At 39.4% G+C, this 16,031-nt stretch carries 16 protein-coding genes and 1 pseudogene; 11 read left to right on the forward strand and 6 right to left on the reverse strand.

Annotated elements, in window-relative coordinates; translation table 11 throughout:
* Positions 1-27: 27 nt before the first annotated feature.
* Together I5515_RS05755 and I5515_RS05760 are read left to right on the forward strand one after the other, a co-directional pair.
* Positions 28-3,492, forward strand: coding sequence for an ATP-binding protein (locus tag I5515_RS05755; RefSeq protein WP_199965179.1), 3,465 nt, complete (start codon positions 28-30; stop codon positions 3,490-3,492).
* Entirely contained in the window at positions 3,489-4,448 is a 960-nt protein-coding gene (locus tag I5515_RS05760) for a response regulator transcription factor (protein ID WP_199965180.1), read from the forward strand. The genes I5515_RS05755 and I5515_RS05760 overlap by 4 nt, the downstream gene beginning before the upstream one ends.
* A 46-nt stretch (positions 4,449-4,494) precedes the next feature.
* Here I5515_RS05760 and I5515_RS05765 read toward each other — a convergent pair whose 3' ends face one another.
* Both I5515_RS05765 and I5515_RS05770 read right to left on the reverse strand, forming a co-directional pair.
* Positions 4,495-5,565 (reverse strand): alpha/beta hydrolase, encoded by a 1,071-nt coding sequence (locus I5515_RS05765; RefSeq protein WP_199965181.1) that lies wholly within the window; start codon positions 5,563-5,565, stop codon positions 4,495-4,497.
* 44 nt (positions 5,566-5,609) lie between these two features.
* On the reverse strand, positions 5,610-6,086 hold the full coding sequence (locus I5515_RS05770; protein ID WP_199965182.1) for a cyclophilin-like fold protein: 477 nt from the start codon (positions 6,084-6,086) through the stop codon (positions 5,610-5,612).
* A gap of 287 nt (positions 6,087-6,373) precedes the next feature.
* Between I5515_RS05770 and I5515_RS05775 the strand changes: the two genes are divergently transcribed.
* The gene (locus I5515_RS05775; RefSeq protein ID WP_199965183.1) at positions 6,374-7,264 is read left to right on the forward strand and encodes a LysR family transcriptional regulator; all 891 of its coding nucleotides are present in this window, start codon (positions 6,374-6,376) and stop codon (positions 7,262-7,264) included.
* Here I5515_RS05775 and I5515_RS05780 read toward each other — a convergent pair.
* Positions 7,242-8,447, reverse strand: a complete 1,206-nt coding sequence (locus I5515_RS05780) for an MFS transporter (protein WP_199965184.1) — start codon at positions 8,445-8,447, stop codon at positions 7,242-7,244. The two genes, I5515_RS05775 and I5515_RS05780, sit on opposite strands and share 23 nt — an antisense overlap.
* A gap of 261 nt (positions 8,448-8,708) precedes the next feature.
* On the opposite strand from I5515_RS05780, the gene I5515_RS05785 reads away from it, so the two are divergent.
* Positions 8,709-8,993: a GNAT family N-acetyltransferase gene (locus I5515_RS05785; RefSeq protein ID WP_199965185.1), complete on the forward strand. Its 285-nt coding sequence runs from the start codon at positions 8,709-8,711 to the stop codon at positions 8,991-8,993.
* A gap of 103 nt (positions 8,994-9,096) precedes the next feature.
* Here I5515_RS05785 and I5515_RS05790 read toward each other — a convergent pair whose 3' ends face one another.
* The gene (locus tag I5515_RS05790; RefSeq protein ID WP_199965186.1) at positions 9,097-9,216 is read right to left on the reverse strand and encodes a hypothetical protein; all 120 of its coding nucleotides are present in this window, start codon (positions 9,214-9,216) and stop codon (positions 9,097-9,099) included.
* Between the two features lie 62 nt (positions 9,217-9,278).
* On the opposite strand from I5515_RS05790, the gene I5515_RS05795 reads away from it, so the two are divergent.
* The 5 genes from I5515_RS05795 to I5515_RS05815 all read left to right on the forward strand — a co-directional run bounded on the left by I5515_RS05795 (position 9,279) and on the right by I5515_RS05815 (position 13,167).
* Positions 9,279-9,938 (forward strand): amino acid ABC transporter permease, encoded by a 660-nt coding sequence (locus I5515_RS05795; RefSeq protein WP_199965187.1) that lies wholly within the window; start codon positions 9,279-9,281, stop codon positions 9,936-9,938.
* Positions 9,928-10,593: an amino acid ABC transporter permease gene (locus I5515_RS05800; RefSeq protein WP_199965188.1), complete on the forward strand. Its 666-nt coding sequence runs from the start codon at positions 9,928-9,930 to the stop codon at positions 10,591-10,593. The genes I5515_RS05795 and I5515_RS05800 overlap by 11 nt, the downstream gene beginning before the upstream one ends.
* A gap of 2 nt (positions 10,594-10,595) precedes the next feature.
* Positions 10,596-11,327: an amino acid ABC transporter ATP-binding protein gene (locus I5515_RS05805; RefSeq protein WP_199965189.1), complete on the forward strand. Its 732-nt coding sequence runs from the start codon at positions 10,596-10,598 to the stop codon at positions 11,325-11,327.
* A gap of 30 nt (positions 11,328-11,357) precedes the next feature.
* The gene (locus I5515_RS05810; protein ID WP_199965190.1) at positions 11,358-12,218 is read left to right on the forward strand and encodes a transporter substrate-binding domain-containing protein; all 861 of its coding nucleotides are present in this window, start codon (positions 11,358-11,360) and stop codon (positions 12,216-12,218) included.
* Positions 12,219-12,300: 82 nt separating this feature from the next.
* Complete coding sequence (locus tag I5515_RS05815) at positions 12,301-13,167, forward strand: cysteine ABC transporter substrate-binding protein (protein ID WP_199965191.1); 867 nt, start codon at positions 12,301-12,303, stop codon at positions 13,165-13,167.
* 59 nt (positions 13,168-13,226) lie between these two features.
* Here I5515_RS05815 and I5515_RS05820 read toward each other — a convergent pair.
* Positions 13,227-13,340: pseudogene (locus I5515_RS05820) on the reverse strand (hypothetical protein); the annotation flags it as partial.
* Between the two features lie 76 nt (positions 13,341-13,416).
* Positions 13,417-14,352 (reverse strand): LysR family transcriptional regulator, encoded by a 936-nt coding sequence (locus tag I5515_RS05825; protein WP_199965193.1) that lies wholly within the window; start codon positions 14,350-14,352, stop codon positions 13,417-13,419.
* A gap of 90 nt (positions 14,353-14,442) precedes the next feature.
* Between I5515_RS05825 and I5515_RS05830 the strand changes: the two genes are divergently transcribed.
* Positions 14,443-15,084: an alanyl-tRNA editing protein gene (locus I5515_RS05830; protein WP_199965194.1), complete on the forward strand. Its 642-nt coding sequence runs from the start codon at positions 14,443-14,445 to the stop codon at positions 15,082-15,084.
* Positions 15,085-15,723: a LysE family translocator gene (locus I5515_RS05835; protein WP_199965195.1), complete on the forward strand. Its 639-nt coding sequence runs from the start codon at positions 15,085-15,087 to the stop codon at positions 15,721-15,723.
* Positions 15,724-16,031: the final 308 nt, after the last annotated feature.

Raw genomic sequence — 16,031 nt, forward strand, 5'->3', positions numbered from 1 at the left:
GGGTTTAATACCTGCCACATCCTAAACATGAGTGTTATGCCAGATTCTTCACGCCCCCAACAAGCGCCACAACGTGTGATTAAAACACGCCGTGAATATAATATTTGGGTGGCAGATGAAAGTATCGAAGATTATGCACTCCGCTATGCGCCGACCTCAGTACGTAAATGGTCACCTTGGACGGTGACCAATACTGCAATTTCTACGGTCAGCTTTTTGGCAATGGAAGCCATTGGGGCGACCATGCTTTGGCAGTATGGCTTTAGCAATGCGGTGTGGGCAGCAATAGTGGTATGTACCATTATATTTTTAACCAGTTGGCCGATTAGTTACTACGCTGCAAAATATAATGTAGATGTCGATTTGCTCACTCGTGGTGCAGGTTTTGGTTACATTGGCTCGACCATTACGTCTCTGATTTATGCCAGCTTTACCTTTATTTTGCTTGCATTTGAAGCCGCAATTATGGCGATGGCACTTGAGCTGGCTTTAGGCATTCCACAAGTTATTGGTTACTTAATTTCCGCACTAGTGATTTTGCCTTTAGTGGTCAAAGGTATTGGTTTTATTAACAAAGTTCAGGCAATCACTCAGCCCATCTGGCTCTTATTGCTTTTATTGCCGTGGTTTTTTGTACTTTGGAAACAACCACAAATTTTAAGTAGTAGCCTGCATTTTGTTGGTGCGGTTTCGAACTCGACCGATTTTAATCTGTATTATTTTGGTGCGGCATGCACTCTTATATTTTCGTTTGTGATACAAATTGGTGAGCAAGCCGACTATTTACGCTTTTTGCCGCAACAAGAAAACAATAGAACTGCATGGCGCTTTGCTGTTTTTCTGGGTGGTCCATCTTGGATTATTTTCGGATTTTTAAAAGTTTTGATGGGCATGCTGCTCATGGTTCTGGCTTTTCAACTTTTTATTCCTGCTTCTGAACTGGACAACCCAACTTATCTGTATTGGATTGCCTATCAACAATTTATTCCAAACCCACAGCTTGCTTTAATCTTGACTCTGGCACTGGTCTGCGTGGCCCAAATTAAAATTAATATGACCAATGCCTACGCTGGCTCATTGGCATGGTCAAACTTTTTTGCCCGTTTGACGCATAGCCATCCGGGGCGAATTGTTTGGCTTCTTTTTAATGTTTTTATTGCTATTGTTTTGATGGAAATGGGCATTAGCCATGCAGTTGAACGCATTTTGGGGTTATATAGCAATGTTGCGTTGGCATGGATTGGCGCCGTTGTTGCCGATTTAATTATCTGTAAGCCTTTAGGTTTAAGTCCAAAGGGAATTGAATTTCGCCGTGCTTATTTATATGACATTAATCCCGTAGGTGTGGGGGCTTTACTGATTGCTTCAGTTTTATCGATGCTCAGTTATCTAGGCTTTTTCGGATTGATGGCGAAAGGTTTGGCAAGTTTCATTGCTTTGGGGAGCGCGATGTTATGTGTTCCTATCATTGCTTATTTAACCAAAGGCAAATATTACATTGCTCGGCAGCCTGAAAAGATTCAGGCAACTTCAGTGGCAAACTGTGTGGTGTGTGAAAGGGACTATGAACTGGCTGATATGGCGGGCTGCCCAGCCTATAACGGTACGATTTGTTCTTTATGCTGTTCACTTGAAGCACGCTGTCACGATTTATGTAAACCTGATGCACGTTGGTCAGTACAACTAAAAAAAGCCATTTGGCAGTATTTACCTGAACGTTGGGCTAGTCGTTTAAATAGCAGGGTCAGTTTATATTTATTACTCACTTTAGGGCTATCGATCGTTTTGGCAGTGAGTTTAAGTCTGGTTTATATCCAAGAAAAAACCTACTTAGAAACAATTAATGCGGCAGCCGTTCCTCAGTTATTTACACTGTTTGTCAAAATTTACACCATCTTATTTTTATTGATGAGCGTTGCTGCATGGTGGTTAGTGTTAAATGATGAAAGCCGTCGTAATGCCGAAATCGAAACGCATCAGCAAACAGCATTATTGTTTGATGAAATTGCTGCCCATGAAGTCACTTCAAAAGACCTGCAAGACGCCAGAATTTTAGCAGAACGGGCAAATGATGCAAAAAGTCGTTATGTCATTGGTATTAGCCACGAATTACGAACACCTCTAAATAGTATTTTGGGCTATAGCCAATTGCTTCAAAAACAAGAGCAGCTTTCAGAACAAGGCAAAATGGCGCTCGGGGTGATTAGCCGTAGTGGGCAGCATCTGACTTCACTGATTGACGGTTTACTGGATTTAGCACGAATTGAAACGGGCAAAATTTCTTTAAATGTGGTGGATGTGCATTTTCCAAATTTTATTGAACAGATTATTCAAATGTTTCAGCCGCAGTTTGAACAGAAGAATTTACAGTTTGTTTATGAAATTGGAGATAACCTGCCGCACTATGTTCGTACCGACAAAAAACGCTTAGAGCAAGTGCTCATCAATTTGCTGGGCAATGCTTTAAAATTTACGATGAGCGGCACAATAACGTTGAAAGTCGAGTATCGTTTTCAAACGGCTTATTTTGAAATTAGAGATACAGGCTGTGGTATCGCCGAAGGGGATTTGGAGCGGATATTTAACCCGTTTGAGCGTGGCAGTAACGTGGTTCAAGGTGGGTTTACCGGAACAGGACTCGGACTGCCGATTGTAAAATTATTGGTAGATTTACTCGGTGGCCAGCTATCTGTGAGTAGCCAGCTCAATCAGGGTTCGCAGTTTAAAGTTAAGTTTTATTTGCCTTCAAAAGAAGTGGTTCATCCAATTTCTAATGTTTATTCCAATCAAATTACTGGCTATCAAGGTGAGCGGAAACGAATTTTGGTTGTCGATAATGAAGCGGTAGACCGAGGTTTAGTCGCTAATTTTCTAAAACCTTTAGGGTTTATTATTGAAGAAGCCGAGTCGGGCATTGATTGTTTAAGACGTGTTCCTATTTTTCAGCCTAACTTAATTTTGATGGATTTGAATATGCCTTTGATGGGCGGGTGGGAAACTGCACGGTTATTGCGTCAGAACAATATTACCAATGTGCCCATTTTAATTATTTCGGCCAATGCAGGTGAGCGCGAAGTCAATCCACAAGATGCAGTCTTAAGTGAAGACTTCATGTTAAAGCCAATCGACCTCAATTTATTGCTCAGTAAAATTGGAGACAAGTTAGGTTTGGTGTGGGTTGATTCTAAATCAACTTCACGAGAAGAAAATAATTTGTTTAATCCTATCGATATAAAGGTGTTAAAAAAAGAACAAGACGCGGGGCAAGAACCTCAATTAAAACCGGAAAATAATGATATACAAGATTTAACTCAAGCGCTGCAACAGTTAAATGAGTTAATTGGACAAGGTTATATACGTGGAATTCAACAGACTTTAACGCAATGCCGTCAAAATTTTCCAGAGCATAACGAGTTATGGGAACAGCTTACCCAAGCAATTCAAAGATTTGATTTAAAACATGCCCAACGATTGATTCAGGATAAACAATGAGTACGCAACACGTTTCTTTTCAGCAAGCTTCGCCAAACGAGCAGGTTGTTATTCTGATTGTGGATGATGTGCCGGAGAATCTGGGCTTGCTGCATGAAAGTCTGGATCAGGCAGGTTATCGCGTGCTTGTCACAACGGATGGGTTGAGCGCAATTGAAATTGCACATCGTTGCTTACCAGATATGATTTTGCTTGATGGCAATATGCCACATATGGATGGCTTTGAAAGTTGTATACAACTTAAAGCGAGTCCAATTACGCAGTTTATTCCCGTTATTTTTATGACAGGCTTGTCTGAAACAGAACATATTGTGCGTGGTTTTCAGGTCGGTGGGGTAGACTACGTAACCAAACCACTGAATATTGAAGAAGTACTGGCAAGAGTAAAAACGCATTTGGCACATGCCAAACTGTTGCAACAACAAAAACAGGTGATTGATGCAACGGAAACAGCAATTCTTGCGCTAGATGTTCACGGTAAAATTGTTTGGAAAACTCAAAAAGCCAGTGATTTATTAAACCAATATTTGCCTGAAATAGAAGGTTTTGAGGCAGGTTTGAAAGCATGGTTTTCAGACTTAGAGCAAGAAAAAGACCCTAAAAAACTAACAAGCTGTTCTTATTCGACACCATCTCAGCAATTACAACTTTTATTACTCACGCCGTGGCAAACACAAACAAGTGTGGCTAAAAATTATCTTATACAGATTAAAACTTCTACACCTGCCTTGGAAATGGCTGATATTTTGAAATATTGCCCACAATTGACTCAGCGTGAAGCCGAAGTTATGCACTGGCTATTATTGGGTAAAACCAATAAAGATATTGCAGAAATTTTAGAGCTTAGCCCACGGACGGTAAACAAACATTTAGAACATGTTTTTGAAAAACTTTGCGTTGAAAACCGAACCGCTGCCGTGGCACATATTAATAGTCTGGTGCAAGAATTTCATTAAGCAAATTAAAAAGCTAGAGGCTCTCATTGAGCCTCTATTGTTTGTATTACTTCAAGTTCTGTTTAAAGAAACTGGTCAATTTATCAAATGGAATAAGATCGGTCCGATCATATAAATCAACATGTCCAGCGCCTTTAACGTAGTAAAGCTCTTTAGGTTGGCCTGCGAGTTTATAAGCTTCTTCACTAAACTCTTTTGAATGGGCCTGATCACCTGTAATAAACAACATTGGACGTGGTGAAATTGTTTCAATGTCGTTAAATGGATAGAAGTTTAAAAATTTGACATTACTTGTCAGTGTTGGATGTGTTGTAAGGTCTCTTGATGATCCTTTAGGCGTATATTCTCCACGTGGAGTACGATAAAAATCATAAAATTCACGCTGAATAGGGTGTGTATTTGCGGTTAACTCATGCGTAGTGCCGCTGGTATATTTTTTTTCACCGCCTGTAAATTCAACATAACGCTGAGCAGCCGCTTCTGCAATATTTTGCTTTCTCTGCTCTAAGGTTTGCGAGTGACGTAAGCCATTTCGGTTTACTGCACCCATGTCGTACATGCTGACAGTTGCTATCGCTTTCATACGCGGATCAATTTTTGCAGCACTAATGACAAAACTTCCACTTCCACAAATGCCCAGAGCACCAATATGTTCACGATCAATAAAGGATTGTGTTCCCAAATAATCTACAGCGGCACTAAACGCTTCTGCATAAATGTCTGGTGCAACCACATTTCTTGGTTGGCCCGAGCTTTCACCCCAAAATGATTGATCAATTGCTAAGGTTACAAAACCCTGTTCAGCCAGTTTTTGTGCATAAAGCATAGAGCTTTGTTCTTTGACAGCACCCATAGGGTGACCAATTACAATTGCAGGTGCTTTAACCTTTTTATTCAGATTTTTGGGAATAACCAGATTGCCGACAATATCCATATTGTATTGATTTTTAAAAGTCACCTTTTGAATGGTCACTTGCTGACTTTGATAGAAGTTATTTGCACCATTAGACATATCGGCCGCCATACCAGAAGTTGAAGAAAATAGACCAATAGTTGCTGCACAAATTGCAGCCGCCGTATGGGTTTTAAGCTTTTTAAACAAGGGAGATGTAGTCATAGATACCTCAATAAAACCATTTAAAGTGGGGGATTAATTCACGCTTATTTCACTTGAGAAATTGAAATTTTGATCGGTCGGTTCTGCTTAAATTGTTGAGGAATGGCATCCAGTTTCCCAAGAAAAATGAGACCATTTGCATAGCCAACATGAGAATTTTTATAGAAAAAAGCCAGATTACCCCACGGAGCATAATAGGTAAGATCACCAGCTTTGCCCGCATAACCAAGAGGCGCATTCTGCATAGTTAGCTTGTTTGGTAGATTGGCTATTTTTTCAGTAGAGTCATAATCTTTAAGTGTTAATGTCAGTGGAAGTTGTTTGATAAAATCTTCAACAGTAGGTGTCATGCGTAATGTGGCAAATAGCGGTTGCTGTGTTTCATCAATATCAATACGGATTTTCATCATCGATACCCTTTGTTGATTTTTACCTTGAGGCTTTATTGCATAAGAGGCGGAAGTAACTGAGAACAAAACACATAGGCTGACTAAGCCTTTAAAAAACTTATGATTAACCATATCAAATTACCTCACTTCTTTAAGAAACAAGCACATAAATGCGATGAAACTATTTATTCTTTAACGTAAAGATATGAATGGAATTTATTAATTTTTTACAATAATAAAAATGACTCATAATAATCGCCTCAGTTTATTTAAATCTTCATGTTTACTGCTTAATATGGATTTTAACGAATCTTCTTTTTAATAATTAGTCTAAAAAACAAACATGGACTTATGAGTAATATTCATGAATGGTTTTATGCTCTATAATGAGATTGACTTCCCAATAAGAGATAAAGCAGATGATAAATAAAGAAAACTATAATGATCTTTATGCCTTTCTAATGGTGGCTCGAGAGGGCAGTTTTACTAAGGCTGCTGGGAAAATGGGAATTTCACAATCTGCCCTAAGCCATACCATTCGAGGGTTAGAAGAGCGGTTAGGCATGTTACTTTTGACTCGAACCACACGAAGTGTTTCACCAACAGCAGCAGGCGAAAGGTTGAAACAAACGATTAGTGCCAGCTTCGATCAGATTGATAATGAATTATCTCTTTTAACTTCATTTCGAGATCAACCTGCTGGCACGGTTCGGATTAATGCCAGTAGTCATGCAATACGGGAAGTACTTATTCCAAAACTTAAAAAGATTGCAGGTGAGTATCCAGATGTACAAGTTGAGCTGACTGCCAATAGTGGGATGGTCGATATTGTTGCTGAGCGGTTTGATGCAGGTGTTCGTTTTGGAAGCCGTGTGGCTGATGGCATGATTGCAGTACGTATAAGCCCAGATGTCAAAATGGTGGTCATAGCAACTCCGGCATATTTTGAAAAATATGGAATTCCACAAACACCGAAAGATTTATTGAGTCATCAATGTATTGGCTTTCGTTTAACGACCCAAGGCAGTGTTTATGCATGGGAATTTATGAAAGATGGTCAAGAAACAAAAATGAAAATTCAGGGTCAATGGATATTTAATGAAAGCTACGATATCGTCGAGGCGGTTAGAGCTGGATTTGGACTTGCTTATATTCCAGAAGACTTGATTCGAGGAGATCTAAAAGAGGGGAAGCTTGTGCAGGTCTTAAAAGATTATAGTATCCAGTTTCCCGGATACCATTTGTACTACCCACATCGCAGACAACTTTCACCTGCGTTACGATTGGTTATTGATGTGTTGCGTGAGTAGCACTACGCCATGTAAGAAAAGCAGTGATAGACCCTAACAATAAGATAATAGCGCTCAGATAAAATGTCGCGGTATAGCCATGTGAGTCATATAACAACCCGCCTACGGTTGCACCTAAAGTAATTGCAAACTGAATAATCGCAACCATCAAACCACCGCCAATTTCGGCATCTTGATGTAGTGTTTGGGCAAGCCACGTGTTCCATGCAACAGGTGCCGACGTTCCGATAAAGCCCCATAAACCCATCAATATGGCAACAAACCATATATGCTGACCACCCAGCACAAAGGCTCCCGCAGTGCCTGCCATCATGAAAGGAATGATGATGAGATAACGATAAACATGTCGGTGAAGCATCAAACTAATAAGGAACGTACCCACTAAGCCTGTAACACCTAATATTAATAACAAGGTAGATAGTTGGGCTGCATCGACATGAGTGATAGTTTCTAAAAATGGACGCAAATAGGTAAAGAGTGCGAATTGCCCCATAAAGAGTAATAAAACACCTAACATGCCGTACAGTACAATAGGACGTTTAAGCAGGCCAAAAGGGTTTTTTGACTTCTCAGCCGATATAATTGCAGGTAAAGCAGGCATACTTTTAAATTGCCAAATAAGCGCAAAAACCGCAATTGGCACAATACAGAAAAAAGCACCGCGCCAACCAATGATTGAACCTAAAAAACTTCCTAAAGGTGCAGCAATGGTTGTCGCTAAGGCATTTCCTCCATTTAACAAACCTAATGCTTTAGGAACTGCTAAAGGGGGTACAAGCCGCATAACGATTGAGGTAGACATGGCCCAAAAGCCACCAATAACTACACCTAAAATTGCACGGCCCAACATAAATAAAACAGCAGAATGGGCGAATGTAATAATAATGCCTGAAATAATCATAAGTAGGGTTAGCAACAGCATGATAGGGCGTCGGTCCCATGTTTTAAAAACACGGCTAATTGATAGGCTGGTTATCACAGCAAAAATGCCTGAAATGGCAATAGCTTGACCGACTTGCCCTTCACTCATGTTTAAATCTGCAGAGATTGGCGTGAGTAAACTGACGGGCATGAACTCCGAGGCAATTAATACTGAACAGCAGAGTGACATTACAAATACGGCACCCCATGCGGGTGTATTGTTTTCCTGTAAGTTCTGCTCAATTTGACGAAAAGAAGACATAAAAGTTCCGATTTTAAAACCTTTGAATGTTCATGTGAGAAATGAATCAATTTGATCAGAGAGCTTAACAGCAATGGTTTGAAAGGATTAGGCACGAAATTACGAATAGAATTATGAGTTTTATGCATGAATTGTATTTAAAAAGCATACAGACTCACTGCTAAAAACAGGCTATTTTTTTACACTTAAATTTGTTCTTATAGTCAAAGATAAACAAAGTCATTTTTAAATAAATATGAGTCGTAATACGAGGAATTCATTGTGAATATTCAACAAAAAGATGATACGAAACATGGTAGTTTTAGTTTGCTTGATGGTGAAACCGTCGCGGGTGAAATGACGTATACATGGGCTGGCGAAGGCATGTTGATTATTGATGCCACAGATGTAAATGAAAATTATCGGGGACAAGGCGTAGGTAGACAAATGCTAGATGCACTAGTTGCCTTTGTTCGTGAAAAAGACGTAAAGGTAATTCCGCTTTGCCCCTATGCAAAATCGGTATTTGATAAAGATCCAAGCACTGGTGATGTACTTAAAAAATAAATGAATAGACTTAAAACTATTTAATGAGAATCGGACATTTAATGTCCGATTTTTTTATGGATTTTGTTAGGTAGTATGAGTGTGGCGAATATGTTTTAAGCAGTTATAAAATACTGATTTTAACGTTGTAGACTGCCAACTCAGAGTTATCAAACTTATAGAAAAGCTTATCAAATAAAAATAGTTTTAGACCAATTGGGAAAAAAATAAACTCGCTACACAAATATTTAATGGCTGATGAAAGCCAAATATTTATAACGTTTTTATATTATTTTGGAATTTTCCTTGAACTGGCAGTATATCCATAGTGTGTTGCCGCAATTTTTCTCTGCAACTTTGACCACGCTGAAAATTTCAATTATCAGCATTATTCTGGCTATTATTGTAGGGCTGATTTGCAGCATTTTAATCACATATCGCGTGCGGGTGCTAAATAGAATTGCCCAGTTCTATATTGAGTTATCTCGAAATACCCCTTTATTAATTCAACTGTTCTTTTTGTATTACGGTTTGCCAAAACTTGGTATCAAAATCGATGGTTTTGCCTGCGGTGTGATCGGACTGACCTTTTTAGGCGGCAGCTATATGGCTGAAGCTTTTCGAGCAGGTTTGCAATCGATTGCAAAAGGCCAGATTGACTCTGCAAAAAGTATTGGCTTACAACCGACTCAAATTTTTAGATATGTCATTTTTCCTCAAGCGCTTGCCATTTCAATTCCGGCAATAGGGGCAAATTGTCTATTTCTCATTAAAGAAAGTTCTGTGGTGAGTGCTATTGCTGTGGTTGAGCTGCTTTTTGTCACCAAAGACTTAATTGGCATGGACTATAAAACCACGGAAGCTTTGTTTTTACTCATCATGGCTTATCTGATTATTTTATTGCCCGTATCGATTTTAACCAGTTATCTGGAGCACAGAAGTCGGAAGGTGAGCCATGGAACTTGATTATCTATTTCAAGCGAGTCACCTCGAACGTCTAATGTGGGGACTTTGGTCAACTGCAAAAATTGCTTTTATTTCAGTGTTTTTCTCTGCAATTTTCGGCACGGTTTTAGGAGTCATTATGACTTCTAAAAACATAGTCGTTAAAGCGCTGTGCCGCCTGTATTTAGAAGCGATTCGGATTATTCCAATTTTAGTTTTGCTGTTTGTGTTTTATTTCGGCTTTGCGACATGGTTTAACTGGCAGTTTTCTGCAATGTGGGTCTGTGTTGTTGTGTTTGTCTTGTGGGGTACGGCTGAAATGGGAGACTTGGTCCGTGCAGCCATTACTTCAATTGATCAACATCAACGCGATTCAGCCTATGCGCTCGGACTTACCCATGTTCAAGCTTTGGTCTACGTCATTTTTCCGCAAAGTCTAAAACGAGTAACACCTGGCGCGATTAATTTATTTACTCGAATGGTGAAAACCAGCTCTTTGGCAGTGCTTATTGGTGTGGTTGAGGTGATTAAAGTTGGCCAGCAAATTATTGAAAATTCGCTATTGACCGTGCCGAGCGCTTCTCTTTGGATTTATGGCTTTATTTTTATTTTGTATTTTCTGATTTGCTATCCCTTATCTCGTTTGGCGGCACATTTAGAAAAGGTCTGGGAGTAATTATGCCTTTGTTATCGATACAACAATTACAGAAATCATTTGCACAAAGTCATATTTTACAAGGCATTGATCTGGATGTAGAACAAGGTGAGGTCGTTGTAATTTTAGGTCCATCGGGCTGCGGTAAAAGTACCTTATTGCGCTGTATTAACGGCTTAGAACCGATTCAGGGTGGTGAAATCCATTTAACTGGTTCAGGTGTTTTGGGTAAAGATGTGGACTGGACTAATGCTCGTCAAAAAATTGGCATGGTTTTTCAAAACTATGAGCTGTTTGGGCATATGAACGTCATTGACAATATTTTGCTTGGACCACTCAAAGTACAAAAACGCCACCGTGATGAAGCTGAACAAGTAGCAGATGAGTTGTTAAAGCGAGTTGGACTGTTTGAGCGAAAACTTGATTATCCACGACAGCTTTCAGGCGGACAAAAACAACGTATCGCTATTGTGCGTTCACTGGTAATGCAACCTAAAGTCATTTTGCTTGATGAAATTACTGCTGCGCTTGACCCAGAAATGGTTAGAGAAGTGCTCGATGTAGTCCTTAAGTTGGCGAATGAAGGAATGACCATGTTGATTGTGACACATGAGATGTCCTTTGCCCGCAAGGTTGCTGACCGCATTATTTTTATGGATAAGGGTAAAATTATTGAACAGGCCACACCTGAAGATTTTTTTGAACAGCCGAAAACAGAACGAGCGAAAGCTTTCTTAAATATTTTGTCGTACTAAATTTTTATTATTTGAATCATGAGGAAGTGAATGTTTAAACGTAATTCAATAAAAATATTAAGCAGTCTTGCTGTTGCTGGGGTGTTGTTAACTGCATGTAGTAAAACGCCATCAACTGAACAGGCAAGCAATAGTCAAGAAGACCATTCTTTAGAGCAAGTCAAAAAAAATGGAGTTCTACGAGTTGCCGTTTTTGCCGATGATCCGCCGTTTGGTTATGTAGACAGTGCTGGGAATAATCAGGGTTTTGATGTGGCTTTAGCAAAACGGGTGACTAAAGATTTGCTCGGTGATGATAAGAAAATTGAATTTATTGTGACTGAAGCTTCAAATCGGGTAGAGTTTTTAAAATCAAATCGTGCCGATGTGGTGTTCGCGACATTTACAGTGACGCCTGAACGTAAGGAAGTTGTAGATTTTGCTGAACCTTATTTAAAAGGTGCATTTGGTATTGTCTCGCCTAAAACCAAGCCGATTACAGATATTGCCCAATTAGAAGGTAAGACCTTAATTGTAAATAAAGGCACAAGTTCAGATACCTACTTTACCAAGCATTATCCTAAAGTGAATTTATTAAAGTTTGAAAGAAACTCAGATGCTTTTAAAGCCTTAACCGACGGTCGTGGTGACGCAATTTCACAAGATAGTACCTATGCTTTAGCGTGGGCCGCGAAGAACCCAAGTTATGTGGCGGGTATCCAGTCTATTGGTGATCAAGAGTTTATTGCACCAGCAGTTAAAAAGGGCAATACCCAATTATTGAATTGGCTCAATACTGAAATAAAGCAACTGAGAACCAGCGGTGAAATCAAGAAAATTTATGATGAAACCTTAAAACCAATTTACGGTGACTCGGTAAATCCGAATGTGTTTTTAGATGTAGGCCAATAATTTTCGATATCGCTGAAGCAGTGTCTAAAAGTAGGCGCTGCGATTTTAAATAAGACTTTTACAAGAACGATAGGGTGAAATAATGACAACATTAACATTTCAAAACGTGAAGCATATTTTGGCTGCATCTTTACTGAGTTTAGGTTTGGTTGCATGTGATAAAGGAAGCCAATCTACTGAAAAAAAGGCCGATACTACACAAACTACGTCAAGTATTGAACAGATTAAAAAGAATGGTGTGGTACGAATTGGCGTATTTAGTGATAAACCGCCGTTTGGATATTTAGATGCTCAAGGTAAAAATCAGGGCTTTGATGTAGAAATTGCCAAGCATGTCGCTAAAGATCTGTTGGGCGATGAAAACAAAGTAGAGTTTGTTTTAACTGAAGCGGCTAACCGTGTTGAATATTTAAAAGCCAATAAAGTGGATATTATTTTTGCAAACTTTACTGTTACGCAAGAACGTAAAGAAGTCGTCGATTTTGCTAAGCCTTATTTGAAAGTAGCACTAGGTGTCGTTTCTCCTAAAAGCCATCCGATTACCGATGTTGCTCAACTTAAGGACAAAACTTTGTTGGTGAACAAAGGGACGACAGCTGATTCATTCTTCACCAAGACCCATCCTGAAATTAAGCTACAAAAGTATGAGCAAAACACTGAAACTTTTGATGCTCTAAAAGATGGCCGTGGCGCTGCGCTTGCACATGATAACTTGCTGGTTTTAGCGTGGGCTAAAGAAAATCCAAATTACACCGTTGGCATTACCAATTTAGGTGAGCAAGACTTAATTGCACCAGCAGTGAAAAAAGGCGATAAAGAGTTATTGGACTGGTTGAATCAAGATTTAGAGAAATTGGCGAAAGAAGGTGTGATTCATCAAGCCTATGAAAAAACTTTAAAACCAGTCTATGGCGATACCATTAATCCAAAAGATTTATTGGTTGATTAATCGTGCTAATCATCTTTAATGATTAAGATTCTTCTAAATAGTATTTGCTCGAGCAAAGGGTCATCTACAGCCTGCCCATAATTTTTAAAAATAATGTTTTTGCAATATTTTTTATAGATGTAAACAGTGGTCAGGTTCTGTAGATGAGAAAGTTTTTTGGTTACTTTTTTCAAAAAAAGTAATCGTATTAGCTGTTTGTTTTAGAGATTAAAAGGTAGGATTTTATTGTGCTAATTATTTGATTTTATATTACTTCAACTTAAATAAAGTCGGCTCTGCTGCTAATTTATCTGCCAAATATTGAATCAACACACTTAATTTAGGTGGTACATGGCGCGTTGGTGGGTAAAGTAACCAAAGCCCACCACTATAGTACGTTTTAAAGTACCAGTCGGGTAAAACCTGAACTAAGCTCCCTTCTTGCAGGGCATGACGGGCAACAAAGTACGGTAAGCTCGCAATACCCAAATGCTGTAATGCTGCACTCAAACGCACACCTGTATGGTTTGCAGCGTAGCGGCCACGTACTGCAACACTAATTGATTTATTGCCTTGTTGAAATTTCCATTTTGAATCACTGGTTTGTTCACCCAAATAGATACAGTCGTGCTGCTTTAAATCATGCGGATGGATCGGCGTTCCATGCTTTGCTAAATATTCAGGTGTGGCACAAACCAAATGATCAATATCAATGAGCTTTCTACCCATGAGGCCACCCGCTGGCTGTTCGGTAATTCGAAGTGCTAAATCGACTCCATCATCAATAAGGTCTACATAGCGATCTTCTAAAAGCATTTGTATATCAATTTTAGGGTGACGTGCTAAAAATTCGGGTAAATGTGGGTGAATCATAAAATGCCCCACGGCTTTTGGAACACTCATGCGAATAATACCTTCGGGTTCGACATGGAATTGACCTGAACTTTCCATAACAGCTTGAGCTGCATTCACCATGTCTAAACAACGTTGATACACCTGTTGCCCACTTTCACTTAAACGAAGTTTCCGTGTAGTCCGATAGAGTAAGCGGGTGCCCAACGCACGTTCTAAACGAGCAATCGCGCGGCTAACAGCGGAAGGCGTAGTACCAAGTTGCCTTGCAGTTTCGGAAAAACTTTCCGACTCGACAACTTTAACGAAAGTTGCCATTTCATTTAACAGAACCAGACTGTGATTTGTGCTCATGAGGCAAAAGTTATTTGGATTTTAATTGGATTATCGCGCCTAATAAATCGCAATACAATCTTTTTCATCTTAAGGGGTGTGTGAAAAAGTATGACACAAGCATTGTATTTAGAAGGTGTACTGAGTGCTGAAATTGAAATTTTAGCGTGTAACCCATGTGAAGATGGGCGTTTTGCAGTGCGTTTATCTGCAACACCTTTTCATCCTCAAGGTGGTGGACAGCCAAGTGATACGGGAAAAATTGCAGAAGCAGATGTTGTTCATGTAGTGATTGAACAAGGGGAAATCATTCATTACTGCACACAGCCTGTTGAGTTAGGAGCAGCATTGGCACAAGTGGATGAAAAGAAGCGAAATTATCATAGTCGATTACATTCGGCTGGACATCTCATTGCCCATGTAATGCATTTATTTGGCTGGCAAGCCACAAAAGCTCAGCACTGGCCCAACGATGCTCGGGTTCAGTTTATTCCTTTGGAAGCGGCCGAACAACTTGATGCTGAAATGCTTCAGAACCAATGTTTAAAGTATATTCAGGCCAATTTTCCCACCAATCTGCATCAACATGGTGATGGTTTTCGTGAAATTAATTTTGGAGATTTTCCTGCATTTCCATGTGGTGGAACCCATGTCGCAGCATTAGGGGATATTGGCTCTATAGACATTCAGTCTTATCAGTTTAAAAAAGGAAAGCTGAGTATCAGTTATGGCGTGGCCGAGGAGACTGAATAGATGTGGCAGTTGTATGGACATGAGTTTTTGACGCTAGCTGTGATTCATTTTTTAGCCGTAATTTTACCGGGGCCTGATTTTGTGATTACGGTCAGACAAAGTGTGCGTTATGGCTATTTAATTGGATGTTTGACTGCAATTGGTATTGGTGTCGGGATTTCGGTTCATGTGTTTTATACACTCGTTGGTATTGGCTTTTTGATTCAACAAAGCGAATGGCTCATGTCACTTATCAGAACAGCGGGGGCAGCTTATTTATTGTATTTAGGATGGCAGTGTTTACGTAGCCAGCCGAATACCAATATTGATATTAATGGCCAAACTGATAGTGATGCTCCAAGTTTATTTAAAGCTTTTACAATGGGTTTTCTTACCAATGCGTTAAACCCGAAAGCCACCATCTTTTTTCTCGCAATTTTTACGACGATTGTAAGTACGGCTACACCAATGAAAGTTCAGGTCTTTTATGGGGTTTGGATGTGTATGGTCAATGCCATTTGGTTTATGGTGGTAAGTGTCCTGTTTGCACAGCCTATTGTACGTAAAAGATTTTTGGAATTTGGGGTTTATTTTGAGCGGGTGATGGGAGTGTTGTTGATTGGGATTGCATTGAGATTGATTTGGGGATTGTTTGTTTAATTGCTGTGAGTATTTGAGGATATTACAGAAGTACGATTGTAGATTGTATATATAGTTTTCACGACAGTCATACCAGTATTTGCTCGTGCTAAATTTCATCCACAGCCTGCCCATAATTTATAAAGATAATGTATTTGCAATTTTTTTTGAAAAATGAAAACAGAGAACAGGTTCTGTGGATGAGAAAGTTTTTGGTTACTTTTAAAAAAAAGTAACAGAATTAGCTACTTTCTTTGGAGGCAAAACGGTAAGACTCCGCCGTGATAATTACTTTAAATTGTCTAGAGTATTAATAACTCTTAGCGCGA

The organism is Acinetobacter calcoaceticus (assembly GCF_016508255.1).
In the GTDB taxonomy this organism is placed as follows: domain Bacteria; phylum Pseudomonadota; class Gammaproteobacteria; order Pseudomonadales; family Moraxellaceae; genus Acinetobacter; species Acinetobacter calcoaceticus_E.